The sequence below is a fragment of the Nocardia sp. NPDC004151 genome, from assembly GCF_042874235.1.
GTDB lineage: Bacteria > Actinomycetota > Actinomycetes > Mycobacteriales > Mycobacteriaceae > Nocardia.
Window position 1 is genome coordinate 25,524 of sequence record NZ_JBIAMR010000016.1, and the last position, 23,899, is coordinate 49,422.

The 23,899-nt window shown below is 67.7% G+C and carries 26 protein-coding genes; 11 read left to right on the forward strand and 15 right to left on the reverse strand.

Translation table 11 applies throughout. The features are described from left to right. Window positions 1-90 precede the first annotated feature (90 nt). Genes ACFYTS_RS29110 through ACFYTS_RS29120 form a run of 3 tightly spaced genes read left to right on the forward strand, consistent with a single transcriptional unit; the run spans window position 91 to window position 2,706 of the window. Window positions 91-894 (forward strand): ABC transporter permease, encoded by an 804-nt coding sequence (locus ACFYTS_RS29110; RefSeq protein WP_387308689.1) that lies wholly within the window; start codon window positions 91-93, stop codon window positions 892-894. Then, on the forward strand, window positions 887-1,702 hold the full coding sequence (locus ACFYTS_RS29115) for an ABC transporter permease (RefSeq protein WP_387308691.1): 816 nt from the start codon (window positions 887-889) through the stop codon (window positions 1,700-1,702). The genes ACFYTS_RS29110 and ACFYTS_RS29115 overlap by 8 nt, the downstream gene beginning before the upstream one ends. After that, window positions 1,699-2,706, forward strand: a complete 1,008-nt coding sequence (locus tag ACFYTS_RS29120; protein ID WP_387308693.1) for an ATP-binding cassette domain-containing protein — start codon at window positions 1,699-1,701, stop codon at window positions 2,704-2,706. The genes ACFYTS_RS29115 and ACFYTS_RS29120 overlap by 4 nt, the downstream gene beginning before the upstream one ends. Here ACFYTS_RS29120 and ACFYTS_RS29125 read toward each other — a convergent pair. Further along, the gene (locus ACFYTS_RS29125) at window positions 2,670-3,311 is read right to left on the reverse strand and encodes a DUF4389 domain-containing protein (protein WP_357284589.1); all 642 of its coding nucleotides are present in this window, start codon (window positions 3,309-3,311) and stop codon (window positions 2,670-2,672) included. The genes ACFYTS_RS29120 and ACFYTS_RS29125 overlap by 37 nt on opposite strands. 281 nt (window positions 3,312-3,592) lie before the next feature. Here ACFYTS_RS29125 and ACFYTS_RS29130 point away from each other — a divergent pair, with 281 nt between their 5' ends. Genes ACFYTS_RS29130 through ACFYTS_RS29145 form a run of 4 tightly spaced genes read left to right on the forward strand, consistent with a single transcriptional unit; the run spans window position 3,593 to window position 7,842 of the window. Next, a complete protein-coding gene (locus ACFYTS_RS29130; protein WP_387308695.1) occupies window positions 3,593-6,391 on the forward strand; it encodes a nitrate- and nitrite sensing domain-containing protein in 2,799 nt (932 codons plus the stop codon). Window positions 6,392-6,402: 11 nt separating this feature from the next. Then, window positions 6,403-6,831, forward strand: a complete 429-nt coding sequence (locus ACFYTS_RS29135) for a roadblock/LC7 domain-containing protein (protein ID WP_357090392.1) — start codon at window positions 6,403-6,405, stop codon at window positions 6,829-6,831. Between the two features lie 29 nt (window positions 6,832-6,860). Next, window positions 6,861-7,259, forward strand: coding sequence for a DUF742 domain-containing protein (locus tag ACFYTS_RS29140; protein WP_387308698.1), 399 nt, complete (start codon window positions 6,861-6,863; stop codon window positions 7,257-7,259). 22 nt (window positions 7,260-7,281) lie between these two features. Next, entirely contained in the window at window positions 7,282-7,842 is a 561-nt protein-coding gene (locus ACFYTS_RS29145) for an ATP/GTP-binding protein (RefSeq protein WP_357284587.1), read from the forward strand. A gap of 357 nt (window positions 7,843-8,199) precedes the next feature. On the opposite strand, the gene ACFYTS_RS29150 is transcribed toward ACFYTS_RS29145, so the two are convergent. Continuing rightward, window positions 8,200-8,520, reverse strand: a complete 321-nt coding sequence (locus tag ACFYTS_RS29150; protein ID WP_357284509.1) for a hypothetical protein — start codon at window positions 8,518-8,520, stop codon at window positions 8,200-8,202. 463 nt (window positions 8,521-8,983) lie between these two features. On the opposite strand from ACFYTS_RS29150, the gene ACFYTS_RS29155 reads away from it, so the two are divergent. Then, on the forward strand, window positions 8,984-9,589 hold the full coding sequence (locus ACFYTS_RS29155) for a DUF4254 domain-containing protein (RefSeq protein WP_357284506.1): 606 nt from the start codon (window positions 8,984-8,986) through the stop codon (window positions 9,587-9,589). A gap of 78 nt (window positions 9,590-9,667) precedes the next feature. Here the strand turns inward: ACFYTS_RS29155 and ACFYTS_RS29160 are convergent, their stop codons facing one another. From ACFYTS_RS29160 to ACFYTS_RS29170, 3 genes are read right to left on the reverse strand one after another with little or no spacing between them, the layout of a single operon-like run. Beyond that, window positions 9,668-10,015, reverse strand: a complete 348-nt coding sequence (locus ACFYTS_RS29160; RefSeq protein WP_357284503.1) for a hypothetical protein — start codon at window positions 10,013-10,015, stop codon at window positions 9,668-9,670. Further along, on the reverse strand, window positions 10,016-11,164 hold the full coding sequence (locus ACFYTS_RS29165) for an acyl-CoA desaturase (protein WP_357284500.1): 1,149 nt from the start codon (window positions 11,162-11,164) through the stop codon (window positions 10,016-10,018). Window positions 11,165-11,175: 11 nt separating this feature from the next. Next, a complete protein-coding gene (locus ACFYTS_RS29170; RefSeq protein WP_387308701.1) occupies window positions 11,176-12,240 on the reverse strand; it encodes a ferredoxin reductase in 1,065 nt (354 codons plus the stop codon). 223 nt (window positions 12,241-12,463) lie between these two features. Here ACFYTS_RS29170 and ACFYTS_RS29175 point away from each other — a divergent pair, with 223 nt between their 5' ends. Then, a complete protein-coding gene (locus ACFYTS_RS29175; protein ID WP_379101027.1) occupies window positions 12,464-13,072 on the forward strand; it encodes a TetR family transcriptional regulator in 609 nt (202 codons plus the stop codon). Between the two features lie 21 nt (window positions 13,073-13,093). On the opposite strand, the gene ACFYTS_RS29180 is transcribed toward ACFYTS_RS29175, so the two are convergent. Both ACFYTS_RS29180 and ACFYTS_RS29185 read right to left on the reverse strand, forming a co-directional pair. Next, the gene (locus tag ACFYTS_RS29180) at window positions 13,094-14,428 is read right to left on the reverse strand and encodes an MFS transporter (protein ID WP_387308703.1); all 1,335 of its coding nucleotides are present in this window, start codon (window positions 14,426-14,428) and stop codon (window positions 13,094-13,096) included. A gap of 58 nt (window positions 14,429-14,486) precedes the next feature. Continuing rightward, on the reverse strand, window positions 14,487-15,449 hold the full coding sequence (locus ACFYTS_RS29185) for a helix-turn-helix transcriptional regulator (RefSeq protein ID WP_357284489.1): 963 nt from the start codon (window positions 15,447-15,449) through the stop codon (window positions 14,487-14,489). Between the two features lie 102 nt (window positions 15,450-15,551). On the opposite strand from ACFYTS_RS29185, the gene ACFYTS_RS29190 reads away from it, so the two are divergent. After that, window positions 15,552-16,988: an MFS transporter gene (locus ACFYTS_RS29190; protein ID WP_387308706.1), complete on the forward strand. Its 1,437-nt coding sequence runs from the start codon at window positions 15,552-15,554 to the stop codon at window positions 16,986-16,988. Window positions 16,989-17,020: 32 nt separating this feature from the next. Here the strand turns inward: ACFYTS_RS29190 and ACFYTS_RS29195 are convergent, their stop codons facing one another. The 5 genes from ACFYTS_RS29195 to ACFYTS_RS29215 form a co-directional block, all read right to left on the reverse strand. Beyond that, window positions 17,021-17,218 (reverse strand): hypothetical protein, encoded by a 198-nt coding sequence (locus ACFYTS_RS29195; RefSeq protein ID WP_387308708.1) that lies wholly within the window; start codon window positions 17,216-17,218, stop codon window positions 17,021-17,023. A 159-nt stretch (window positions 17,219-17,377) separates the two neighbouring features. Next, window positions 17,378-18,193: a class I SAM-dependent methyltransferase gene (locus ACFYTS_RS29200; protein WP_387308711.1), complete on the reverse strand. Its 816-nt coding sequence runs from the start codon at window positions 18,191-18,193 to the stop codon at window positions 17,378-17,380. A 113-nt stretch (window positions 18,194-18,306) separates the two neighbouring features. Then, window positions 18,307-18,549 (reverse strand): hypothetical protein, encoded by a 243-nt coding sequence (locus ACFYTS_RS29205; protein ID WP_387308713.1) that lies wholly within the window; start codon window positions 18,547-18,549, stop codon window positions 18,307-18,309. Beyond that, window positions 18,506-18,868, reverse strand: coding sequence for a PIN domain-containing protein (locus tag ACFYTS_RS29210; protein WP_387308715.1), 363 nt, complete (start codon window positions 18,866-18,868; stop codon window positions 18,506-18,508). The genes ACFYTS_RS29205 and ACFYTS_RS29210 overlap by 44 nt, the downstream gene beginning before the upstream one ends. Window positions 18,869-18,872: 4 nt before the next feature. Beyond that, entirely contained in the window at window positions 18,873-19,346 is a 474-nt protein-coding gene (locus ACFYTS_RS29215; RefSeq protein WP_387308717.1) for an excisionase family DNA-binding protein, read from the reverse strand. Window positions 19,347-19,513: 167 nt separating this feature from the next. On the opposite strand from ACFYTS_RS29215, the gene ACFYTS_RS29220 reads away from it, so the two are divergent. Beyond that, entirely contained in the window at window positions 19,514-19,951 is a 438-nt protein-coding gene (locus ACFYTS_RS29220; protein ID WP_387308719.1) for a flavodoxin family protein, read from the forward strand. Window positions 19,952-19,955: 4 nt separating this feature from the next. Here ACFYTS_RS29220 and ACFYTS_RS29225 read toward each other — a convergent pair whose 3' ends face one another. The 3 genes from ACFYTS_RS29225 to ACFYTS_RS29235 form a co-directional block, all read right to left on the reverse strand. Further along, entirely contained in the window at window positions 19,956-22,247 is a 2,292-nt protein-coding gene (locus ACFYTS_RS29225; protein ID WP_387308721.1) for a caspase domain-containing protein, read from the reverse strand. Window positions 22,248-22,253: 6 nt separating this feature from the next. After that, entirely contained in the window at window positions 22,254-22,667 is a 414-nt protein-coding gene (locus ACFYTS_RS29230; RefSeq protein WP_387308723.1) for a hypothetical protein, read from the reverse strand. A 200-nt stretch (window positions 22,668-22,867) separates the two neighbouring features. After that, window positions 22,868-23,812, reverse strand: coding sequence for a hypothetical protein (locus tag ACFYTS_RS29235; RefSeq protein WP_387308725.1), 945 nt, complete (start codon window positions 23,810-23,812; stop codon window positions 22,868-22,870). Between the last annotated feature and the right edge of the window lie 87 nt (window positions 23,813-23,899).

The window sequence follows — 23,899 nt, forward strand, 5'->3', positions numbered from 1 at the left end:
GCCTATGACCACGTGACGCACACCGCAACAGACCGGCACACAGCATAACTCGTTGCGGGACACCGGCCGCACCCGTAGGGTCACACCCTTGTGCGCAGCGACGTGGGGGTCTACTGGCAGCTGGTCAAAGCAGGGTTTCGCAGACAATCGCACTATCGGCTGGCGATGGCGGCGGGCCTGCTCACCAATCTCGTGTTCGGCTTCGTCCGCGCGGCCGTACTGATGACGGCCGTCCAGGAGAACGACGGCTTCGGCGGCTACGACCGCGGCACCATCGGGGCCTACATCTGGCTCTCCCAGGGACTGCTGGGGGCCATCGCCTTCTGGATGCTGCCCGACATCGTGGAACGCATCCGCACCGGCGACGTCGCCATCGACTTCCTGCGACCCGTCGACATCCAGTTCGCGCACCTCGCGGAATACCTGGGACGCGCGGGGTTCTCACTGCTGCCGCGCGGGCTGCCCAGCATCCTGGCCGGGGCGCTCACCTTCGGACTCGCCTTCCCGGCCACACCCGGCCCGTACGCGCTGGGCGCGATCAGCCTGCTGCTGGCCATGATCCTGTCGTTCCTGTCCATGTTCGCGGTCAGCCTGGCCGGGTTCTGGCTCATCGAGACGCGCGGACTGCGGTCCCTGCACATGATCTGCGGGACCTTCCTGGCCGGCCTGTTCGCGCCGGTCCACCTGTTCCCGGACTGGCTGCGCACCGTGGCCTACTCCACCCCGTTCCCGTCCATGCTGCAATGGCCGGTCGATCTGCTGTCCGGCCGCACCACCGGGTGGGATGCGGTGGAAATCCTTGCCGTGCAATGCTTCTGGTTGGTGGTTCTGGTCGCGCTCGGGCAATTGCTGCTGCGGGCCGGACGCCGCAAGCTGGAGGTGCAGGGTGGGTGAGACGATCCCCTCACGTCTGGCGCCTTATCGCGCGGTCCTCGGATCCCGGCTGCGCGCGCAACGCGCGTACCCGCTGTCCTTCGCCACGGATGTGCTGAGCGCCTTCCTGATCGGGCTGATGGAATTCGCCGAGATGTGGGTGGTCTTCCACAATGTGCGGCAACTGGGCGGGCTCGATCTGAACGGGATGCTGCTGCTGTTCGGCATGAGCAATACCTGTTTCGCCGTCGCCGACATGGTGGTCGGGCACGCCGACACACTGCCCACCTACATCCGGATGGGCACCCTCGACGCGTACTACCTACGGCCGCAACCGCTGCTGCTCCAGCTCATGACCAGTGATGTGCAATTGCGACGTGTGGCACGCATCGCGGTGGCCGCCACCGTGCTCGCGTTCGGCCTGACGCGCAACGACATCGACTGGTCCGCGGCGCACCTGGTGCTGTTCGCGGTCACCGTGGCCTCCGGAATCGCCATCTTCGCAGGGCTTTTCGTGTGCGCGGCCGGAGTGCAGTTCTTTCTGATCGACGGTTCGGAGCTGACGAATTCGTTCACCTACGGCGGCTCCTACGCCTCGATGCAACCGACCTCGGTGTTCCCCACACCGATGAAGCTCGTGTTCGGATTTCTCATTCCGGTCGCCTTCACCTCCTATCTGCCCGCCATCGCACTGCTCGGACTGCCCGGGCCCGCGCCACTGCCGGGCTGGCTGGCGTGGGCGACTCCGGTGGCGGCGGCGTGGGTGTGGGCGGTGGCGCTGTTCCTGTGGCGGCTCGGGACCCGGCACTATCAAGGAGGCGGCGGATGAGCGCGACGCTGACCGGCGAGCGGCCCATCATCGAGATCGAGGGCCTGACACGGACTTTCACGGTCAGCAAGAAGGAGGGCCGCTGGCGACGGCGGCGCGAGGTGCTGACCGCGGTGGACGACATGAGCTTTCGCGTGGAGCCCGGCGCGGCGGTCGGCTATATCGGCGCGAACGGCGCGGGCAAGTCGACCACCATCAAGATGATCACCGGAATCCTGGTGCCCTCGTCCGGACGGCTGCGGACCTGCGGCCTGGACCCGGTGCGGCAGCGCCGCGAACTGGCCGCACGGATCGGGGTGGTGTTCGGGCAGCGCTCACAGTTGTGGTGGGATCTGCCGCTGCGCGAATCGTTCTCGATCCTGGCTGCCATCCACCGGCTCGAACCGGCCGCCGCGCGGGCCCGCACCGCCGAGCTCATCGCGCAGCTGGAGATGGGCGGCACCCTCGACACCCCGGTGCGGCAGTTGTCGCTGGGGCAGCGCATGCGCGCGGAAGTCGCGGCGGCGCTACTGCATTCGCCGGACCTGGTCATTCTCGACGAGCCGACCATCGGCCTGGATGTGTTGTCCAAGCAGCGATTACGCGAATTCCTGCGGCACGAGCGCACCCAGCGCGGCACCACCCTGCTGCTCACCACCCACGACATGGGCGATATCGAGCGGCTGTGCGAGCGGGTGCTGGTGGTCGATCACGGGCGGCTGATCCACGACGGCACCCTGACCGGGCTCGGCGCGACCGTCGGCGCGCAACGGGTGCTCACCGTCGATCTCGCCGAGCCGACAGCGGACCTCGACGACCTGCCCGGGGCGAAACTGCTCGACAGCGCGGGCGCGGGCATGCGGCAGCGGCTGGCCTTCGATACCGAGACCACCACCGCCGCGCAGTTGCTCGGGGCCGTGTCGGCGCGCGCCGAGGTCCGCGACCTGTCCATCGAGGAACCCGATATCGAGGACGTGGTGCGGCGGCTCTACGAGGCCGCGGCGTCGGGCTCCCTCGCACCCTGATCGAGCCGGAACGGCGGATAGACGTCGGTCATGAGCGAGGCGTAGGCGCGCACCCGCAAGGACCAGCGGTTGATGCCCATCAGGAAGTCGTACAGGCCCTGCGGATAGACGCCGGTGAACAGCAGTGCGATCACGGCGACCAGCGCGAGCATCGCCATCGGCGCGAACGAGTTCCGGCCGCCGTACACCAGCGCCGCCACGATCAGATACTGCGGAATTGCGAGCAGCCACCATTTGATCAGGACCAGGCCGCGGCTGAACCGTTCGGGATAGTCGACCTCCAGGTCCGCCGGATATGCCGGGTCAGATTCCAAACTGAACGGTGGGTATTTATCGGTGCCCAGCTGAGAGAGGGCATAGAAACGCACACGCCAACTCCAGCGCAGCACGCCGACATTGAAATCGAACAGCGCTCTCGGATACTGCTCGGTAATGAGAATGGCGAAGAAGGCGACGATACTGACCGCGAGATAGGCGATGCTCAGAAAGAGCAGGACGATCAGGTGTGGAATAGCAAGTATCCACTTCACTATCCACAGCCAGCGGGAGACCGCGGGATCCAGATCCCCCCGTACACGAACCGGATAAACAGGACTTGGCTGCATGGCCATCACTCCTCTCGAGCGGCGGCGCACACCTGGCGACCGCCGCGCGAACAGCGGTGAGCCGTTGTTCACCCCATTGTTTCCCCGGCGACGCGAAGATCACATCTGCTTCTCACACATTGTGACCAGATTCGTAATAGCACGCGCGACGGCGAGTTCCGCACACCACATCGGCATCGTTCGAATTGCGGACAACGGTCGGGTGTGCGACGTTGCTGACTATTCTCTATGTGCTCGGCCCGGGTCGGCACGCCAGCTGATAATCGGGAGACGGAGTGAAGGTGGGTTCGGCGAAAATGTTGCCGCCGGGTAACGTGAAGCTCACGCCGCCACGGGAATTGATCCGGCCGCGCACCATCGCGGCGCGCCTGCGCCGCATCCTGATCTTCTCCGTCGCGCTGGTACTGGCCCTGCTGGCCGTCATCATCACCCACCAGGTCAACAGTTTCCGCGACACCGGCGAGACCGCGCGGGCGGTGCGCCTGGCCCTGGACGTCCAGGACCTGGTGCACGAGATCCAGCGCGAACGCGGCCTCACCAACGGCATGCTGGGCGGCGACGCCGCGGCCCGGCCCGCCATCGGCAACCAGCGCCTGGCCACCGATACCGCACTGCAGCAACTGAATCAGACCCTCAGCGATCAGCCACCGGGCGCCGATCAGGTCCGCTCGGGGCTGTCCCAGTTCTCCGGAGTCACCGCCAACCGCTCCGACGTCGACGCCGGACGCATCGACCGCGCCGCGTCGTTCACCTTCTACACCAATGCCATCGCCGCGCTGAACCAGGCGCGGCCCGGCCTCGACCACGCGCCCGACCCGCAACTGTGGCGCGGCCTGCAATCGCTGCACGACCTCGGCGACGTCAAGGAATTCACCGCCCAGGAACGCGGCTTCCTCGCGGGCGTCTTCGCCGCGGGCGAGTTCGGCCCCGGCGAGTACGTGAAGTTCCTCGACATCCGCGCCGCCAAGCAGGCCGCCATCACCGGATTCGAGCGCGACGCCACCCCCGCGCAGCGGTCGAAGCTGTACGCCGCCATGCAGACCGACGAGTCCATCCGGGTGAATACCGCAGAGGCCATCGCCATCGCCTCCACCCGCGGACCCCTCACCGAACCGGTGAACCCCGCCGACTGGTGGCGCGAGATGAGCTCGGTCATCGACGGCGAACGCACCGTGCAGCGCAGCATCGGCGGCGAGATCACCGGCCGGGCCGGCGATCTGCGCCGCGACGCCGCCCTGGTGCTCGCGCTGTACCTGCTGGCCGCCGCGCTCGCCATCGCCGCCCAGGTATGGCTGGTGGTGGCCACCGTGCGCGCTATCGTGCGACCGCTCGCCGGCCTCGCCGAAGAAGCCGACGTGGTGGCCGGGCGGCGACTGCCGCAGCTCATCGAGGCCTGGCAGAACTCCGACGACGCCGACCCGGAACCGCCCGAACCGGTCCGCGCCGACGAGAGCGCCGGCGCCGAGATCGCGTCGGTGGCCACCGCCCTGGACCGGGTGCAGACCACCGCCTACGAACTCGCCTCCGCCCAGGCCCGGCTGCGCCGCAACTCCACCGAATCCATGGCCAACCTGGCCCGGCGCAATCAGAACCTGGTACGCCGCCAGCTCGCCCTGATCAGCGAGTTCGAGCGCGAGGAACTCGACCCCAACGCCCTGTCCAACCTCTTCGAACTCGACCACCTGGCCACCCGCATGCGCCGCAATGCCGAGAGCCTGCTGGTACTGGTCGGCGAATCCAGCCCGCGCCGCTGGTCCAAGCCCATCCCGCTGACCGACGTCATCCGGGCCGGACTGTCCGAGGTCGACGACTACCGGCGCGTGGTGCTGCGCCGGGTGGACGACACCGCCATCGTGGGCGCGCACGTCAGCGAGGTCGCGCACATGCTCGCCGAACTCATCGAGAACGGGCTGTCGTTCTCCCCGCCAGACCTCGAGGTGGAGATCTACGGTCGCCGCCTGGGCGCGCGGTACATGATCGCGGTCGTCGACCACGGCGTCGGCATGCCGCCCGACCAGCTCGCCACCGCCAATGCCCGGCTGCGCGGCGAGGCCGACTTCCTGGTCGCGCCCACCCGGTTCCTCGGGCACTACGTGGTGGGCCGGCTGGCGCGGCGGCTCGGCATCGAGGTCGAGCTCACGGTGTCGCCGACCAGCGGTGTGGTGGCCCGCATGCTGCTGCCGGCCGACCTGCTCGGCGACCCCGACGCCGACCGGCCCGCAGCGCCGCAGGACTCGAAACACGCGGCGGGAGCGCAGCTTCCGACCGTGGTGGACACCATGCCGGAGTCCAAGCCCGGCCGCCACAGCTCCACGCCCGCGGTGACACCGGCCGCCCCCGCCGAGACGCCGGTGGACGAGGCGGAGCCCCAGGCCCCCGCCGCCACCGACCCTGTCTACGACACGGCCGCCGCTTTCGCGGCCCTCACCGAGATCATCGGCGACATGGGCTCCGCGGCCCCGAGCGAACCCACCCGCGGCAACGGTTCACCGCTGCGCCCCAGCACGATCAAGCTCGTTCCGCTGCCGGACAAGGATCAGCAGGCCGCGGCGCCGACACCCGCGGTCTCGCGGCCCACGCCGACGAGCTCGGCCGGCGATTCCACCGCGCTGCCGCCCGTTGCGGCACAGCCGATCTCGGCATCCGAATCGGCCTTCACGCCCGGCGTTCCGCAGGCAACCGGCGCCGCGGGCGCGACGGCCGCGACCGGGAATCCTGGCACGGCGTCGGCAGCCGCCGGGAAGCCCGCCGAGGCGGCGGGCGGAGGCACCGCGGCCATCGCGTCCAAGATCACTGCCGTGGAGCAGGTTTCGCCAGGCTCACCGGCGACGGGGCCGGACGTTTCGGGAGCCGTCCCGGAGGTGCAACGTACGCGAAACGGTCTCGTCAAGCGCAACCGGAAGACTCGCGAGCACACGGGCGTCACTCCGGGTGGCGCTCAACCGGTAGCCGGGCGGCCAACCCCGATGCCGGTCGCGGACCGTTCACCCGACGAGATACGCAGCATATTGGCCGGATTCCGATCCGGACATCAGCGCGGGCAGGGCGGCCAACCGCCCCGACCCGGATCGCGAGCATAGGAGGACACCGGGTGACCACCCATTACACCGATACCGATCCGCATACCTTCAACTGGCTGCTGGCGGATTTCGTGCGCACCACCGACGGCGTCCGCGACGCCGTGGCGGTGTCCTCCGACGGGCTACTCATGGCCATGTCCCAGGGCTTGGACCGCAATGGCGCCGACCGGCTGGCCGCCATCGTCTCCGGTCTCACCAGCCTGGGCCGAAGCGCCTCGCGCAGTTACGATTTCGACGGCCTGCGGCTGGTCATGATCGAGATGGGGCGCGGGTTCCTGCTGGTGTCGGCCATGGCCAACGGCAGCTGCATCGGCGTCATCGCCGACCACAACGCCGATGTCGGCCTCGTCGGCTACCAGATGGCGGTGCTGGCCGACCGGGCCGGCGCGCTGCTCACCCCCGCGCTGATCAGTGAACTGCGAGAATCGTTGAGCCGATGAATGATTCGCATAGGCTGCCGGACGCGCGTATGATCGCACCGACCCGCCCCAGCGGCTGGTCCGGTGCGCCCGCGCCCGGCGCCCGCCCGTCCGGCTACATGGACCCCGACGAACCGGTGGTGCGACCTTTCATGATCACCTCCGGGCGCACCACCCCCGTCGTCGACGGACTGCGCATCGAGGCCCTGGTGCGCGCCACCCCGGCAGCGTTGTCCGCACCGCTGCGCTTCGAACTCGAACGGGTGGTCCGGCTGTGCCAGCGCCCGCACTCCATCGCCGAAATCGGTGCGGCCCTGCGGGTGCCGATCGGGGTGGCGCGGGTGCTGGTCAGTGATCTGGTGTCGGCCGGGCACGTGTCGGTGGGCCGCACCGAAGAACTCTCCACCGCTGCTCTGGAAAGGATCCGGGACCTTGTTCGGAACCTCTGAAATATCCGGTGATCCGCTGCCGCTGGCCTCCTCGGTGAAGGTCGTGACCAGCGGCGGATTCGGGGTCGGGAAGACCACCTTCATCGGGGCGATCTCCGAGATCGAACCGCTGTCCACCGAGGCCGCCATGACCGAAGTGTCGGTGGGACTGGATGATCCGGGCCTGGCCACGGGCAAGACCACCACCACGGTCGCGCTCGACTTCGGGCGCATCACCCTCGACGCCAGCCTGGTGCTCTACCTGTTCGGCACGCCCGGCCAGGAGCGCTTCGAATTCCTCTGGGACGATCTGCTCGACGGCGCGATCGGCGGCATCGTGCTGGTCGACACCGGCCGGGTCGAGGACTGCTACCCGGTGCTGGACTTCTTCGAGCAGCGCGGGACGCCGTTCGTGGTGGCGGTCAACCGATTCGAGTCCGGATCGCGCTTCGAGCTGAGCGAGGTCCGCGAGGCGCTGGATCTGTCCCCCGCCATTCACCTCATGGACTGCGATGCCCGCGATCGGGAGTCGGTGAAGCTGGTGCTGGTGGCGTTGCTGGAGCAGATCCTGCAGTCGCGCCGCGCCCCGGCGCTGGCCGGTTGATCCGAACTCGGGACCGGAACAAAAATCGCCCCGGGTGCGAACGCACCCGGGGCGATTGCCCGAAAACCCTTCGCGGAAATGCGAATTAACGGCCGAACGAACCCGTCCACAGCGTGTTCAGCAGACCACCCAGGGCGGCGCTGCCAGTGTCCAGAACGCCGTTCAGAGCAGCGGAACCAGTGTTGATGATAACCGGGATCATTTTTCAGCCTCTCTACTGTTGTCGCCGCCGTCCGGGATTTCCGGCCGGCGACGGGACCCACACTGCCGAGGGAGACTTAGGCGAACCTTGTCTGTCGCTGAGAGGTAGCTGAGACGACCTGTGTCACCCATCACAGAGAGAGGACCGTCCAGTTTCTACTGTGGCGGTGTAGCTCCCGCCGAGTACAGGCTGATCTCGCCGTCTTCACCGAGAAACGCGTTGACCAGCATCGTTCCGCTGGAACGCAATTCGTCGGGCTCCGGCGCGGCGGTCGTGATGGCGACCTGCGGCAGCGCGGACCAGTTCACGACAAACCGATCGGGCGGTCCGTTGTCGTCGGACAGATGCGCGAGCCGGAACACCGACACCGTTCGGCGAACGATCAGGTTCCGGACAACTTCGGCAATTCGCTCCGGGTCTTCCAGCGCGAACATGAAACCGAACCGCAGCTCCGGCGAAGAGGCATAGGCGGACATGAATATCGAGGCTAACCGACTTCGGCGCGTCGCACCCCCGGCGCGCCGCAGAGATAGCTATTCATAAGCTTCGGTAAATGAACCGGCCCCGGCAGACCTCACCCCGGCGGCGAAGCACCCTCGAAGCCATCTCACCCACCGCTCGCGCAGGTGTCGATCGGCCTTCAACCGCAGCGACCATGTGACCGTCTTGTAATGCTGTATAACGATTTTCAGGCAGCTTCGCCGATCACGCGCGGGATGGTTGCGCCCCTCCGACTATCGCGCTTTCCTGAATATGTCCCGCATTATCGGACAGTCTTCTCATCGCATCGTCGCGGATTTCCCGGTTACTTCACCGTGTCGCTGGTGATGGGCTGTTGCGTTCCGGGTGCGGGGCTGCGCCGGAGCCGAGGGGAGCCCCTCCCCGAATCCCCCTCGGCCCTGGCGTATCCACACGCATGCGCCGGCCGAGGGTGGAACTATGGCAATCGACTACACCGAAGCGGGTTTCGGCGCCGAACTCCCCTCGCCGGACACGCTCCTGCGCGCCTTCCGAGAACCGGTTGACACCGCCCGCCGCGACCGCGACGTCCTGGAATCGGCCCACGAGCTGGTGCGATACCACGAACGGCGGCAACGGGCCCTCGACTCCGCCCACGCCGGCGACGCCACCCCCGACGATGTCGCCGCCAGCGCCCACCGCATCGACCGAATCGACACCCGCCGCGCCGAGCTGGTATCCCGCATCGACGACTGGGTCGCGGTGAACATCCCGCACCGCGCCGGGGCCTCCCTGCACACCGAGACCCTCGGCGCCGTCATCGACCGCATGGCAGCGAAATGGGTTGCCGCACAACAGGCCCTGGGCAACGGTGGGCCTCCGGCCCCGGCCAACGGCGTTCCGAAAGCAGCCGACGGACGAGCCCGGCGCCGCGCCAAGGCGCACCGGGTGAGCGAGGACCGGCCCCACCGCGGGGTGGACGCCGAGGCTCACCTGCAGTGGTACCGGCTGGCCGAGCTCGCCGACGGGTATCGGGATCTGATCACGGAGGTCGCCCAGCACCGGCGGCGACTCCCCACGTGGTAGGTCCGACTCTCGGGACTCTCCGGGGCTTCGCCCCCGAACCCCCGCGAGATTGTGGGGTCAAGCCCCCGGACCCCGAGGTCAGCGCGGGTCGACGACCTCCGCGTCGATGACGTCCGACTGCGCCACCCGCTCGCTGTGGACCGGATTCGTCGCCGAATCCTCCTGCGCCCGTGGCGGTTCCGGGGTCTCGTCGAGATCGTCGTCGAGGTCGTCGGACAGATCCGCGGCGCGCTGCGCGGCGGCGTCCTTCTCGGCGGCGGCCGCGGCTTCGCGCATCTCGATGGCGTCGGTGATCCAGTCACCGATCTCCCGGGTCACCTCGGCGACCGTGCCGGTGATGATCGATGCGATATTGCCGACGTGCCGTGCTCCCGACGACGTCAATTCCTGGATCAGATCCTTGTTGCTCTCGAATTTGGAAATCATCTATACGCCCACCTCACTCGCCTGCCCCCGGCGCATCACGATAACACCGGCCTGCCCTGAATTCTTGACCAGGAACGGCGGCAGCGCCAGCTTGAACAGCTTCGCCCACACCGAACCGATCTGCTTGGAGAAGCGGCCGGTGTTGTACGGCAGGCCGTGCTTTTCGCACAGCGCCCGCACCGCGGGCGCTATTTCCGGGTAGCGGTTGGCCGGGATGTCCGGGAACAGATGGTGCTCGATCTGGTGCGACAGATTGCCCGACATCACGTGGAACAGCTTGGAGCCCTTGATATTGGCCGAGCCCAGCATCTGGCGCACGTACCACTCGCCCTGGGTCTCCTCGGCGCACTCCTCCTTGGTGAACGTCTGTACGCCGGTCGGGAAGTGCCCGCAGAAGATGATCGAGAAGGTCCACAGGTTGCGCACGATATTGGCGGTGAAGTTGGCCGCCAGCGTGGACAGGAACAACGGGCCGGTCAGCGCCGGGAACACCAGGTAGTCCTTGAGGACCTGCCGCCCCGCCTTGCGGCCCTGGCCCCCGAGCAGGGCCTTCACGTCCGACCAGCTGCGCTTGCCGGTCAGGATGTTCTCGACCTCGAGGTCGTGCAGCATCACGCCCCACTCGAACAGCACCATGAGCGCGAACGCGTAAGCCGGGTTCCCCAGGTAGTAGGGGTTCCACTTCTGGCCCTCGTCGATCCGCAGGATGCCGTAACCGATGTCGCGGTCCATGTCGTGGATATTGGTGTAGGTGTGGTGCATGTAGTTGTGCGAGTGCCGCCACTGGTCGGCCGGGCACACCGTATCCCATTCGAAGACACGGGAATTCAGGGTCGGCTCACGCATCCAGTCCCACTGGCCGTGCATGACGTTGTGGCCGATCTCCATATTGTCGAGGATCTTCGACACGCTCAGCGCGGCCACGCCCGCCAGCCAGAACGGGGGCAGGAAGCCCAGGTAGAGCAGGCCGCGGCCGGCGATCTCGAAGCCGCGCTGGGCCTTGATCACCTTGTAGATGTAGTCGCGGTCGCGCTCGCCCAGGTCGGCGGTGACGCGGGCGCGCAGCGCGTCGAGTTCGCGGCCGATCTCCTCGACCTGTTCGACGCTGAGGACCAGCGGGCCCTCGGGGGTTTCGGTAAGAATCGCCATGATCTCTCCGTTCACAGAGCGAGGTCGACGTCCCCGACGGGGGCGTTGATGCAGATCTGGATGGGCTGATCCGGGTCGCTGTCGAGCTCCCCGGTGCGCACATTGCGGGTGCAGCCGCTGCGCTTGACGGCGGTGCAGGAGAAGCAGATGCCCATGCGGCACCCGTACTCCGGACTCAGGCCCGCGGCTTCGGCCTGTTCGAGCAGGGTTTCACCGGTGTTCTCGGCGACCACGCCGCTGCCGGAGAAGGTCACCTCGCCCTCGGCGTCGGACGGGTCGACGACCGCGGTGGTGAGGGTGAACTCCTCGCTGTGCAGGCGCGGGCCGAGCTGTTCGGCCTCGTAGACGGTGCGCACGGCGTTCATCAGGCCCGGCGGGCCGCACAGGTAGGCCTGCGCGGTCGGGAACCAGGGCGCGACCGCCTCCAGCTCGTCATAGCCGAAATGGGCGTGACGCTGGGTCTCCGGGTAGCGGAACTCGACCCGCACATTGCCGTGCTGCATGGCGATCGCCTCCAGCTCCTCGCGGTGCGGGACGAATTCCGGAGAACGGTTGTAATGCAGGAACAGGATCCGGCCGCGGTAGCTCTCGTTGGCGAGGGTGCGCAGCATGGACAGCACCGGGGTGATGCCGCTGCCGCCGCTGATCAGTACGACCGCCTCCGGGCGGGTGGCGGGCAGGTGGAACACGCCCGCGGCGGGCTCCAGATCCACCACCATGCCGGGGATCGCGTTGTCGTGCAGGTAGTTCGAGACCAACCCCTGTGGGTGGGCCTTGACGGTGAGTTCGATGTGCCGGTCCCGACGTCCGTCGGCATTGACCGGGGAATAGCAGCGGGTGTGGCGCACGCCGTCGATCACGACGCCGATCTGCACGTATTGCCCCGCCACGTGCCCGGTCCACTGCCGGGCGGGCTTGAGGGTGAGAGTGACCGAACCGACCGCGCTGCGCCGCACGTGGGTGATCTCCGCGCGCATCGAGCGCCGGGTCAGGGTCGGGCGCACCAGCTCGAGGTAGCGATCCAGCGGGTGCGGGGTGGTCATTGTCTTCTGCACCAGGTCGAGTAATCCGACCATGTGAGCCTCCTGTCGCGTCGCCGGGCTCAGCGACGCCTCTCCACGTTCGACGCGCTGTCCGAGCCGGCGCCGGAGTCCACGCTGACTTCGACGCCATTTCGGTGCACAGCTGTACACTGAGATAGTGTGCCCGGTGAAGCCACTCCAGTTCAACCGGCAGTTCGTGTGACCCACGCGACATCTCTCGAATGGAACGAATGTGAACGCATGTATGCTCATCGAGATGAGCGAGCAGGCAGCTACCCGAGTCGAGCGCAAGGAACGCACCCGTGCGGCCCTGCTCGACGGCACCCTCGCCTTGGCCGCCGACCGCGGTTTCGCCGCGCTCTCCCTGCGTGAGATCGCCCGCTCCGCCGGCATCGTGCCCACCGCCTTCTACCGGCATTTCGCCTCCCTCGACGAACTCGGCACCACGCTGGTCGAGGAAGGCGTGCGGCAATTGCGGCTGGCGCTGCGGGAAATGCGGCGCACACCCAATCCGACGCTCTCGCAGACCGTGCGATTCGTTTTCGAACAGGTCGACGGCAAGCGAGATCTGTGGGGATTCCTGATTCGCGAACGACACGGCGGCTCGGCGCCCTTGCGCGGGGCCATCTCGGTCGAAATGCAGCTCATCGAACGGGAACTGGTCGTCGACCTGTCCCGGGTGCGGGCCCTCGACGACTGGTCACCCGACGATCTGGAGCTGGCGGCCGACCTCATCGTGTCCACCGTCGCCGACCGGATCGCCGACTACCTGATGGCCGAACCCCGCGAGAGCGCACGCACCGTCGACCGTGCCGTGCTCCAGGTGCGGCTCATCGCGCTCGGCATGGGCGCCTGGCGGCCCTGAGACCGGACCGTTACAGCGAATTCACTTGTCGTGCAGGTCATCCCCGCGTACGGGCAGCAACAACATCAGGCCGACGATCAACACCAGTAACAGGCCGACGATTCCCGCGCGCTCGGCGTCGAACGCCCACACGAAGAACCCGAAAAGAGTTGGGGCGAGGAAGGATACGGCGCGACCCGTGGTCGCGTAGAGACCGAACATCTGGCCCTCGCGCCCCGGCGGGGACACCCGGGCCAGGAATGAACGGGCCGAAGCCTGTGCGGGACCGACGAATACGGTCAGCAGCAGGCCGAAAATCCAGAACATCAGCGGACCCGACAACACCAGCAGGAACGCGCCGCACACGATCATGCCCAGCAGCGAGGCGACGATCACCGCCTTCGGGCCGGTACGGTCGTCGAACCGGCCGCCGAGCAGCGCGCCCAGCGCCGCAACCACATTCGCGGCGATGCCGAACAGCAGCACGTCGGCATCGGCGATGCCGTACACCTTCACCGCCAGGATCGCGCCGAAGGTGAACACGCCCGCCAGACCATCCCGGAAGACGGCACTCGCCAGCAGGAATCCCACCGTGCGGCGATCGGTGCGCCACAACTCCCGCACATCCCGGAACAACACCCGGTACGAGGTCAGGAACGCCCGGCCGCGCACCGCCGCACCGGGATCCGCGTCGGTGCGCGGCACCTCCGGGACGAACAGGAACAGCGGCACCGCGAAACCGGCGAACCACACCGCCGCCAGCACCGCGACCAAGCGGATGTTCAGTCCGTCCTCGATCGGGACGCCGAGCAGGCCGCGATTGTCGCCCTTGCCCGCGATGAATCCGACATAGCTGATCAGCAGCAGGATGATGCCGCCGAAATAGCCCATGGACCAGCCGAATCCGGACACCCGGCCGACATTCGCGGGCGTGGACACCTGCCGCAGCATGGCGAAATACGGGACATGCGACAGTTCGAACGACGCCGAGCCGACCGCCAGCAGCACCAGACCCACCCACAGGTAGTGGTAGTCGTCCTTCACGAAGAACATGGCCGCCATCAGCAGCACGGTCACCGAGGTCAGAATGCCCAGGGCCAGTTTGCGTCTCGCGGTGGCATCGAACCATTGGCCCGCCACCGGCGCGGTCAACGCCACCACCAGGCCCGCCGCCCCCAGCGCCCACCCCAGCCAAGCGCTCGCCGAAATACCGCCCGGCAGATCCTCACCCACCTTGTCGGTCAGGTACACCGAGAACACGAAGGTCAGGATGACCGCGTTGAACGACGCGCCCGCCCAATCCCAGAATCCCCACGCCAGTACGGTTCCCCGCCCGGTCGCCTGCCCGACGGTGACTTCTCCCGACGCCTCGGTCATCAGCGCAGACTAAGCGACCGAACGCGACTCGCGTGCGACATCCACGCGGGGTGGCGGGTCAGGCCAGGGTGCGGCCGTGCACCTGCTCGACGTGCTCGGCCCACGGGCGGCGACGCTCCTCGGCGGTCAAGGCGAGCAGGGCGTGCAGCTGATCCCAGGCCTGCGGCGTCGACGGCGTCCAGACCTGCATCCACGCGCCCGCGATCGACGGCAAGGACATACTGGTCATATACATCTCCAGCATGCCGACGGCCAGGTTGCGGACCACGCGGGTCCGGCCGATCGGGAGCGCGACATCATTGCGGGCCCACAGTTCCGCGAAGTGCGAGCTGTCGGCCACCATGCCGTCGATGAACTCGGACCATTCCGGGTCACCCAGATTGCGGGCGTACGCCGCACGCAGGTAGCCGACCATGCGGGCCAGGTGGTCCGGTTCCGAGTTCGCCGGGTACGGGGTACAGCACTCGTCGGCCAGGAAGACCTTGCGCAGCACATTGCGATGGCCCGTCACGAACAGCGGATACATCGCCGCGTACGCCGCATTGTGCGCCAGCACATCGTATTTGGCGCTGAACAGCGTCGCGGGCAGCGGATGCAGGTGATCCAGGATGGTCTGCACCTCCTCGGGCACCGGCTCCTCGACCACCAGCGCCGGAGCCGTCGGCACGTCCGCCAACCGGTACAGATGCGCGTGCTCCGCCCCGTCCAAGCACAACGCCCGGGCGATCGCATCCAGCACCTGCACACTGCAATTGATGTCGCGGCCCTGCTCGAGCCAGGTGTACCAGGTGATCCCCACCCCGGCCAGCTGCGCCACCTCCTCGCGGCGCAAACCGGGCGTCCGCCGCCGCGCACCCACCGGCAGGCCCACGTCCTCCGGCCGGATCCGTGCCCGCCGCGACTTCAGGAACGTCGACAGCTCGCCGCGCCGGACCTTGCGCACCGACCGCGGATCACCGGCGCGGGCGACCGCTCCGGCGGTCCGCTCGACGAGGACGTTGTATCCCGCTGCTGACACCATTCCTCCATGGTGGCGGTTTTCGCTAGGGGTATCCAGGTGGTGCCAGTACCCGTATAAGCGGACTCCTGTCAGCGGGATCGGTCGCCGCGCACGCTGAATCCCATGTCTCAGAGCCTCACCCACACCCCACCCCCGGTATCCGTTCCGCCTTCCGCACCGGCTGCGAGCGGGGTTCGCCGTCCGCTCGCGGTGCTCACCGTCATCCTGCTCGGGCAGTTCATGGCGGTCCTGGACGCCTCCATCGTGAACGTCGCCATCCCCTCGATCCGAACCTCGCTGCACGCCACGGGTTCCGGGCTGCAACTGATCGTCTCCGGCTACGTCATCGCCTACGCGGTGCTGCTGGTCACCGGCGCACGACTCGGCGACCGGTTCGGGCAGCGCGGGATGTTCGTCGCGGGACTCACGCTGTTCACCCTCGCCTCCCTCACCTGCGGGCTGGCCTGGAATCCAGCCTCGCTCATCGCCTTCCGCTTCCTGCAGGGCATCGGGGCCGCGGCCATGGTGCCGCAGGTCATGAGCCTGATCCAGATCACCGCCACCGGGAACACCCGGGCGCGGGCGCTCTCGGTGTACGCCGCCGTCATCTCCGGCGGCATGGTCGCGGGCCAGATCCTCGGCGGCATCATCGTGAGCAGCGATATCGCCGGAACCGGCTGGCGCGGAGTGTTTCTCGTGAACGTCCCGATCGGGATCGCCCTGCTCGCGGTCGCGCCACGCGTCCTGCCCGCCGCCACCCCGCGCGCCGAACGCCGGCTCGACCTGCCCGGGCTGGCGGTCCTCACCGCCTCGGTCCTCGCGATGTCCGTGCCGCTCGTGCTCGGCCACGAACAGCAGTGGCCCGCCTGGACCCGGATCGCGTTGGGCGCGTCCGCCTTCGGCTTCGCCGCCTTCGCCCTGGTGGAACGCTGGGTGCACCGCCGCGGCGGCGAACCCCTCTTCGCCGACCGCGTGGTCCGCGCCCCCGGCCTGCTCGTCGCCGCGGCCACCCTCTTCCTGATCATGTGCACCTTCGGCGGCTGGGTCTTCATCCTCACCATCCATCTCCAGTCGACCCTCGGCTACTCCCCCGTCCACGCCGGACTCCTGTTCGTCCCCAACGGCATCACCTTCGGCCTGGTGAGCCTGAACTGGACCCGCGTCCCCGCCCGATTCCACCGCGCGATGATCCCCGGGGGCCTCCTGCTCGCCGCCACGACCACCATCGCCATGGGCCTGTCCCTGCGCGACGGCCACTCCGTCAACCCCCTCGACCTGACCGTCCTCGCCCTCATGGGCATCGGCTACGGCCTCGCCTTCAGCCCCCTCATGGCCCGCGCCACCAGCAAGATCCCCGTCACCCTGGCCGCCGACGCCAGCGGCATCCTCGTCACCTGCGTCCAACTCGGCGTGGTCATCGGCGTCGCCACCTTCGGCACCCTCTTCCTCACCCTGGCCACCGACCCCGTCGCCGCCGCCCGCGCCGTGGGCGTCACCGCCGTCGCGGAAGGAGTCACCCTCGCCGTCGCCGCCACCCTCGCCGTCAAAGCGGCCCGGTGAGGGCCCGGCCCCGCACAACCAGGCAGATCTACTCAGGAGGGCGCGTAGCCGGGCTCATCCCGGCTCGCCCGCCGATCAGCAGGATCGACATGTCGGCTGATTTCGCCTACCCGGAGGTCCTGGTCATGAAACGAGTGCTGCTCGCCACCAGCCAGTTCGCGGTCGTCCTCGCCGCACTGGCAGTGCGACTGTTCGAGCCCGGCTGGTGGGCTGACCATGCCCGACTTCACCGATCAATACGACGATCACCTGGTACCGCTGGCAGCCCTGGCGACCGGAGACGGCAACGTATCCGGCAGTGCCGCAAACCTTTTCGAATCGACCTCCGGGTGGTCGGCCATCCCCTACACGGTCGCCGCGCTCGCGGTCATCGTCCTCGCGGTGCTCGACTACCGGGGACGGCCGGCCGTCCACTGCAACCAGCGGATCGGGGCGGTGAACTGGCCGGACCCGTATCTGTCCCGCAATGCCGCGGCGGCGATCGCGGTCGCGGACTCGACGTCCAGGGTCGGATGGCGTTCGATCTCGCCGCGCAGCGGTGTGCCCTGGCAGAACGCCACCGCACCGGTCTCCGCCGTCTGGCGGCTCGAACCGTCGAGGTACTCACCGGTGATGTGGTCGAACCCGGCCTCCTCGAGTTCGCCGCGGATACGGTCGAAGTCGAAGTAGCCGTGCGGGGTTCGGCGGAGGAACTCGAGCGGCTCGTCCGGTGCGGCGGCACACAGGGCATCGGTGACGACCCGGGTGACCGGACTCGTCTCGATCCGATCCCAGACGGTGAACGCGAACATCCCACCCGGGCGCAACACCCGCAGGGCCTCGGCGTAACCACGCACCTTGTCGGGCAGGAACATGACGCCGAACTGGCACACCACGACATCGAACGAGCAATCGGGAAACGGCAGATCCCCCGCATCCGCCACCCGCCATCGCACCCGCTCGGACGGCAATCGCGCCTCGGCCGCCGCCAACATGGGCTCGTTCAGATCGGTCGCCACGATCCGGTGACTCCCCAACTGCGCCAGCGCCCTGGTCAGCACGCCGGTCCCCGCGGCGGTTTCGAGCACGTCGACCCCGTCGGCCGCGGCCACCGTCCGCGCAAGCAGCCGAGCCGGCTCCGCGAAGATCATCGGAACCAGCAGCGAGTCGTACACCTCGGGAATCGCCCCGGTGAATCCCGCGTCCCCGCTCCCGGCCGTGGTCACAGCACCGGCCTCGCATCGTCCGACATACCCGCCGATGCTACCGCCGTCGCCCGATCCACCTTGACGGCCACCACATCAATTCGGTGTCGCGGTCGGGCAGCCATCCGGAATTCTCAGTTCAGCCGACGGCGGACTTCGGCGGCGAACGCTGGAACTCCGGACTTCTCCAACACGTCCAGCAGGCCCTGGATGTGTTCGGGCGGCCGTTTGTGCTCGGCGACCTGATTTCCGAGGAGTCGAAGCACCTGCCCCGGAGCTGGATCGAGTGCGTCCAACAGGAATTCGTCGGGATGCAGCAACTCGGGGAAGCCCTCACCGATGGGCCGGACTGCGAAATCCTTCAGGTTGAACGTCAACAGCACATCCGCGTTTTCCCTGCAAAGCCGCGGCGAGGACGTGACGGTCCTTGGGATGGTTCTCCATCCTGTCGACGAGGTCCGCGTAGCCCTCCACCATCGCGTCGGGAAAGCAGTTGCGCAAGATGCTGACCAGCCTGTCGGCCTGTAGGGCGACACAGGGGTCATTGCCGTTCCGGGCCGCGAGATTTCGATGGAGTTCGGCCAGAATGTCCGCGGACCAGAGCGGCTGGATGAGGTCGGCCTCCGCGAGGCGGAGAATGGTGTCGCGAAGGTGGGCGGGGTACAGGACGCAGGTATCGAGGAGTATCCGCCGCATCGATTCAGTTCCGTCTCAATGGATTCGGTGGAAGGTCGTCGTAGAGACCCATGTCCTCGGAGACCCTGGTCAGCTCCGAAAGACCCGCCGCACGTTCTGCTCGTCGGTACTCGCGGTACGCGAGCACGTCGGTGAGACGGACGCGTCGATGACGGCCGGGACGGGTGAAAGGGATCGCCCCGGAATCGAGCAACTTCACGAAGGTCGGCCTGCTCATCCCGAGCAGCTCCGCGGCCTCCTGAGTGGTGAGGGTCGTATGGAGGGGGGCGACGGTAACCGCCTTCCCCTCCGACAGCGCGCGCGCCACCAGCCGCAAAGCCTCGACGACCTCAGCGGGCAAGGCGACCACCTCACCGTCCGCGGACCGCAGGATCGCCGCTTCGACGGTGGTCGGCACCGAGTCCAGAAAACGGCGCAACTCGGCGATCTGGTCCGGGTGTTCCGGTAGCAGTGTGCGCCCGTCCAACGTCTCGGTCATTCGCCCTCCTCGGTTGACCCCATTGTGCACCGCTTTCGAATAATTCGAAAGGAGCTTGATCGAGACGGCGTCCGTATGACCGCCGACACTGCCGCCACGTGTCACGATCCGGTTCTCGGGCGGTGTCTGTGAGATGTCCGGATCCTGCGGGGAGCGAGGAGCATTTGATGAAGGTTCTGATCGTGTGCGTGTCGGTGTCGCACGGGAATACGCGGCGGGTGGCCGACGCGATGGGGGCGGTGCTGGGGGCCCGGGTCGTGGAGCCCGAGGAGGTGACCGCTGCCGAGATCGGGGAGTACGACCTGGTGGGGTTCGGGTCGGGGATCTTCTCGATGGCGTTTCATCCGCGGCTGCGGGAGTTTGTGCGGGGGCTGCCGGAGGGGCGGGGTGGGCGGGCGTTCGTGTTCGCCACCAGCGGGTTTCCGGTGGTGATGGGGCCGATGAAGCGGCTACCCGGCCGGAAGGGGTTCGAGCTGGTGGATACGTTCTCGGCGCGGGGGTTCGATACCTTCGCGCCGTTGAAGCTGGTCGGGGGAATTCGCAAGGGGCGGCCCGACGCCGCGGATCTGGCTGCGGCACGGGCCTTCGCGATGGCACTCGGCTGAGGTGCTACCCGGACCATTTCTGGAACCAAGCGAGTAACGCTGGTTCGGTGGTGATCGCGGTCTGGGGTGCGCCGGGTGCGCTAGCGCAGAACTTGCGCACGATATGCGGGCTGTCGAGGATCGAGAGCAGACAGGGACGGTGATCGTCGGGGTGGGCCGCATCGCCCTGGTGCGGGAAACAAGTGAAACGACCGATCGGGAGACCGTTCCGGAGAAGGGGGCTGTCCTGTCCCGGCCGACCATCACAGGCATGACTCGCGTGGACGCTCAATTCACTCTGATAAACCACGGTCGCTTCGGCGGAGGTGGGAAATTGCATGAACGATGCGCCAGGATAGTTCACTGGTGTCGCACACACGATTTCCGCATCGGCGAGTTGTGACGGTTCTTCATGCCGACAGTTCGTGCGGGTGAAGGCACTGCCGAGAAAGGACAGCAGATCTTTGTCCGCGGAGGTGAATTCGTCTGGGTCACGTGCCTCGTCCGCGGCCAAGAACTGCCTGTAACCGCGTGTGGCCCGGTAGTCCCGCAGCTGTTCCGCGATCGGTGCAGTCCAATCGTCGGGCCGATAATAGAACTCGGCGATTGCGAGGTTGGGTTCATCGGTCACGATCAGCGAAGGTGCTGCCGGGCCGCCCGTGGTATCTAGGTAACACGTCTTTCGGCCGACCGCTCGGGCGAGATTGTCGAAGACCGGCGCATCCGGCCCAGGCGGGTCACCAGGGCAGCTGCCGGTGTGACGATCCCGAATACTGGATTGGTAGTAGTCGGCGAGTTGGTCCATATTGTTGAAGCGGTAGAACCCCGCAAGGGGTGCACTGGCCGCTTCGTTGGGTCGACAAGCGATCGCTGCGATCTGACCCGGGGCCGGGTTCGCGTGGAAGCAGGTGCTGCGGTGGTAGCCCGGTGATGCAATCACTTTGAGCAGATCGATCTCGGGACCCCGCAACGCCTTCGCACCGGCGACGGCGTGCCCGGCCACGCCGTTCGGGGCGAGATGCCAGCCGCCCACCACTGCGACGCTAGCGACCGCCATGGCAGCAGCCGCCAGAGGTACCGCCCGCTTCCGATCACGTAGTCCGCGTTTGAGCCAGCCACCGAAGTGTTCTACGGTCCAGCGTTTCGTCCGCAGAGGCGATTCGGGTTCGCCGAACAGGGCAACCGGTCTGGTCGCGCCTACTTCCTCAGGCGCGGGTTGTGGATGAGTCTGGTCCAGGGTCGGAGAATCCTGTTGCTGCGCAGCTTCGTTGGTGCGATCCGGCGCCGTTGCCGGGAGGGGTTCATCGACCGGATAGAACTCGGGGTTCGGGGGTGGAGTGATACCGCCATCGGACGGCGCCATTGCCGTGTCGGTGGGGTGGGTGTCGAGCCAGGCGGTGGCCGCGGCGGCGATGGCGCGGCTGTCGTCGTTCACGAGTTGGGTGACGGCGGCGCGGACGCGGGTGCGGACGATGGCGCCGCCGGTGCGGTAGAGCTGGTCCAGGTCTTCGAGGGCGTTGCGGCGGTCGCGGACGGCCGGGCTTTCGAGGGCGGACCGAATGTGTTGCGGGACCTGCCAATTGCGGTTGCGGGCCAGGACGGTGCGGCCTTCGACGTTGTCCTGTTTCTTGGGGCGCTGGCGGGGGCGTTCGGCGACGACGTGGTCGTGGACGTAGCTGTAGAGCTCGTCGACGGTGATGTCGCCGTCCTGGTCGAGGTCGGCGCCGCCGTCGCGGAGGCCGGCAACCAGGTGGCGGGTGAACACCGACTGGGAGGCCTGGCCGTGCGGAACGTCGCCCTCGAAGGCGTACTGGGTGGCGTCGGAGGCGGTGAGCACGGTGCGGCCGCGGCCGCTGAAGCTCTCCAGGGCGTGGACCTGGTCGTCGGCCTTGGCGATGGCGCCGACCGGGAACGCTCCGCTGTAGCAGCAGTCCAGGATGAGGATCTGGTGGTTGGAGTGGCACCCGGTCATGGCGTAGTCGATCTGATCCGCGGCGACCGAGGTGAAAAGCGGGTTCAACGTACGGGTGTCGGTCATCGCGAGATAGAGCTTGCCCGCGTCGTCCTTGAGGCCGTGGCCGCTGAAGTACAGCAGGGTCAGATCGTCGCGCCTGCGGTCGCTGAAGAAGTCACCGACCGCCGAACCGACGACGTGGTGCGGCTCGTTGATCAACGTGGTGACCTCGAACCCGCCGATGGCCGGATCGGCCAGCACCTCGGCGAGCGCTTCGGCGTCGTGGGCGGGTGCGGTCAGCTGCCGCAGTCCGGGATCGGAGAAGGTGTAGGTCGCCACTACCAGGGCGAATCGGCCGGCCATGACAACTCACCCCGCCACCGCGCCGTGTCGTCGCAGGAAGGCCTCGACCAGCTCGTGCTGCTCGGCGTCACTGGCGGCATCGATTTCGATGCTCTCGCCCTCGATGGTGACCGCCACCCGGCGGGAGCCCGGTTCGCGCCTCAGCCAGTCGTGCACCGTCTCGATCAGGGTGGTGAACACCCCGCCGGAAGCGCTCAAGGCCAGCACGATCGCGCCGAGGGTGACCGGGTCGGCCACCTTCGAACCCGGTGCGGCCCCGGCGGTGTCGCGCGCCAGGACCGCCGATTCGACGCCGTCCATCGCGGCCAGCTCCGCCCGCAGCATGCGGGTCTGCCGGTCCATGTGCTCGTCGTCGATCCCCGCGGCGGACATCGATACTCGAACCGTCACGCCGCTGTGGTCGTTCTGTGTGGTAGCCATCGGAGCCTCTTTCCCGAATCGACACGATCGATTCTCATCGCTCGGATCCGAGGTCTCACGGGTACAGAACTACCCGAACCAGGCAAAACGGCCGATGCGGTGCACGCAGGCCCACCCGGGAGGAGAACTCCGCACCGTGGCGTGCGGGTAGTCGACTACCCGCACGCGGCTACCGCGGAGCAAAAGAGGCGGGGCGGGGCTCAGCTGACGGTGAAGCTCAGGGTGCCCGCCGGTTTCTCGCCCTTGGCGGCGTCGAAGGAGAGGGTGTACGGGCCGGTGCCCGGCGACGGGACCAGGAAGACGATGAAATTGCCGGCCTTGTCGATCGTCTGGTTGCGGCTCAGCAGTTCGATGACGGCGCCGCGGAAGTCGGCCACCTCGGTGGACCCGGCCGGAGTCTTGGCGCTGAAGTCGGTGTAGGAGATATTGGTGCCGCCCGCGGCGATGCCCCCGCCGCCGATGAACTTGACGTGCAGCGCCAGCTCCATCTTCCCGGCCTCGTTCCTGGTGTAGCTGGGAGTCAGTGTGGCGCCGGTGATCTCGACCGTCGTCTGATCCTGGGTCAGCTTGCCGGTGATGTTCAGCGTGCGCGGGGCGACGCTCTCGACCTTGGCGTCGGTCTTCAGCGGGAACTTGGTCTGGTTCTCCGCGGCGCTGCCGTAGAGGATGGTGATGGTGTCGAGCAGGTGCTCGGGGGTGTCGTACGACTTCACCGACGCGGTGATATCGCCGGTGGCGGAACCCTTTCCGGGGACCTCGGGGCTGTTCCATCCGGCGCCGCCGTCGATCGCGCCGCCGATCTGGACGGCGGGCACGACGGCGAGTGTCTTGTTGGCGGTGGTGGTGTTCTTGTAGGTGATGTCGACGCGGATCTTCGCGCCGCCGAATCCGTCGGCGGTGACGGTGGCCTGGTCGATGGTGATCTCGAAGCCCTCGTACCAACCGGTCTTGCCGATGCTGCGCAGGAACGCCCGGGTGTCAACGCCGCCGGGCTTGGTGGCGCCCGGCTGCCCGGCGCCCTGCGGCGCGGGGCTGACCGAGGTCACCGGCATCGGAGTGCCCGTCTTGTCATTGCACGCGGTCATCAGAACCGCGGATGTCGCGATGAGGACTGCCGCCCCCACCGTGGCGAATGTCGAACGCATATCGGCTCCCCTGACGTTCATCCCCGCCCGAGTATCTCCCCCGGGGCGAGTGCTTCGCTCAGAAATCAGCCCCGCTACCGGCCGCGT

Excerpts from the sequence above, each read along its gene's own strand:
- ACFYTS_RS29120 (WP_387308693.1), top strand. The coding sequence starts at position 1,699 with ATGAGCGCGACGCTGACCGGCGAGCGGCCCATCATCGAGATCGAGGGC.
- ACFYTS_RS29125 (WP_357284589.1), bottom strand. The coding sequence starts at position 3,311 with ATGCAGCCAAGTCCTGTTTATCCGGTTCGTGTACGGGGGGATCTGGAT.
- ACFYTS_RS29140 (WP_387308698.1), top strand. The coding sequence starts at position 6,861 with ATGATCGCACCGACCCGCCCCAGCGGCTGGTCCGGTGCGCCCGCGCCC.
- ACFYTS_RS29150 (WP_357284509.1), bottom strand. The coding sequence starts at position 8,520 with ATGTCCGCCTATGCCTCTTCGCCGGAGCTGCGGTTCGGTTTCATGTTC.
- ACFYTS_RS29155 (WP_357284506.1), top strand. The coding sequence starts at position 8,984 with ATGGCAATCGACTACACCGAAGCGGGTTTCGGCGCCGAACTCCCCTCG.
- ACFYTS_RS29160 (WP_357284503.1), bottom strand. The coding sequence starts at position 10,015 with ATGATTTCCAAATTCGAGAGCAACAAGGATCTGATCCAGGAATTGACG.
- ACFYTS_RS29165 (WP_357284500.1), bottom strand. The coding sequence starts at position 11,164 with ATGGCGATTCTTACCGAAACCCCCGAGGGCCCGCTGGTCCTCAGCGTC.
- ACFYTS_RS29170 (WP_387308701.1), bottom strand. The coding sequence starts at position 12,240 with ATGGTCGGATTACTCGACCTGGTGCAGAAGACAATGACCACCCCGCAC.
- ACFYTS_RS29175 (WP_379101027.1), top strand. The coding sequence starts at position 12,464 with ATGAGCGAGCAGGCAGCTACCCGAGTCGAGCGCAAGGAACGCACCCGT.
- ACFYTS_RS29180 (WP_387308703.1), bottom strand. The coding sequence starts at position 14,428 with ATGACCGAGGCGTCGGGAGAAGTCACCGTCGGGCAGGCGACCGGGCGG.
- ACFYTS_RS29185 (WP_357284489.1), bottom strand. The coding sequence starts at position 15,449 with ATGGTGTCAGCAGCGGGATACAACGTCCTCGTCGAGCGGACCGCCGGA.
- ACFYTS_RS29190 (WP_387308706.1), top strand. The coding sequence starts at position 15,552 with ATGTCTCAGAGCCTCACCCACACCCCACCCCCGGTATCCGTTCCGCCT.
- ACFYTS_RS29210 (WP_387308715.1), bottom strand. The coding sequence starts at position 18,868 with ATGCGGCGGATACTCCTCGATACCTGCGTCCTGTACCCCGCCCACCTT.
- ACFYTS_RS29215 (WP_387308717.1), bottom strand. The coding sequence starts at position 19,346 with ATGACCGAGACGTTGGACGGGCGCACACTGCTACCGGAACACCCGGAC.
- ACFYTS_RS29220 (WP_387308719.1), top strand. The coding sequence starts at position 19,514 with ATGAAGGTTCTGATCGTGTGCGTGTCGGTGTCGCACGGGAATACGCGG.
- ACFYTS_RS29225 (WP_387308721.1), bottom strand. The coding sequence starts at position 22,247 with ATGGCCGGCCGATTCGCCCTGGTAGTGGCGACCTACACCTTCTCCGAT.
- ACFYTS_RS29230 (WP_387308723.1), bottom strand. The coding sequence starts at position 22,667 with ATGGCTACCACACAGAACGACCACAGCGGCGTGACGGTTCGAGTATCG.
- ACFYTS_RS29235 (WP_387308725.1), bottom strand. The coding sequence starts at position 23,812 with ATGCGTTCGACATTCGCCACGGTGGGGGCGGCAGTCCTCATCGCGACA.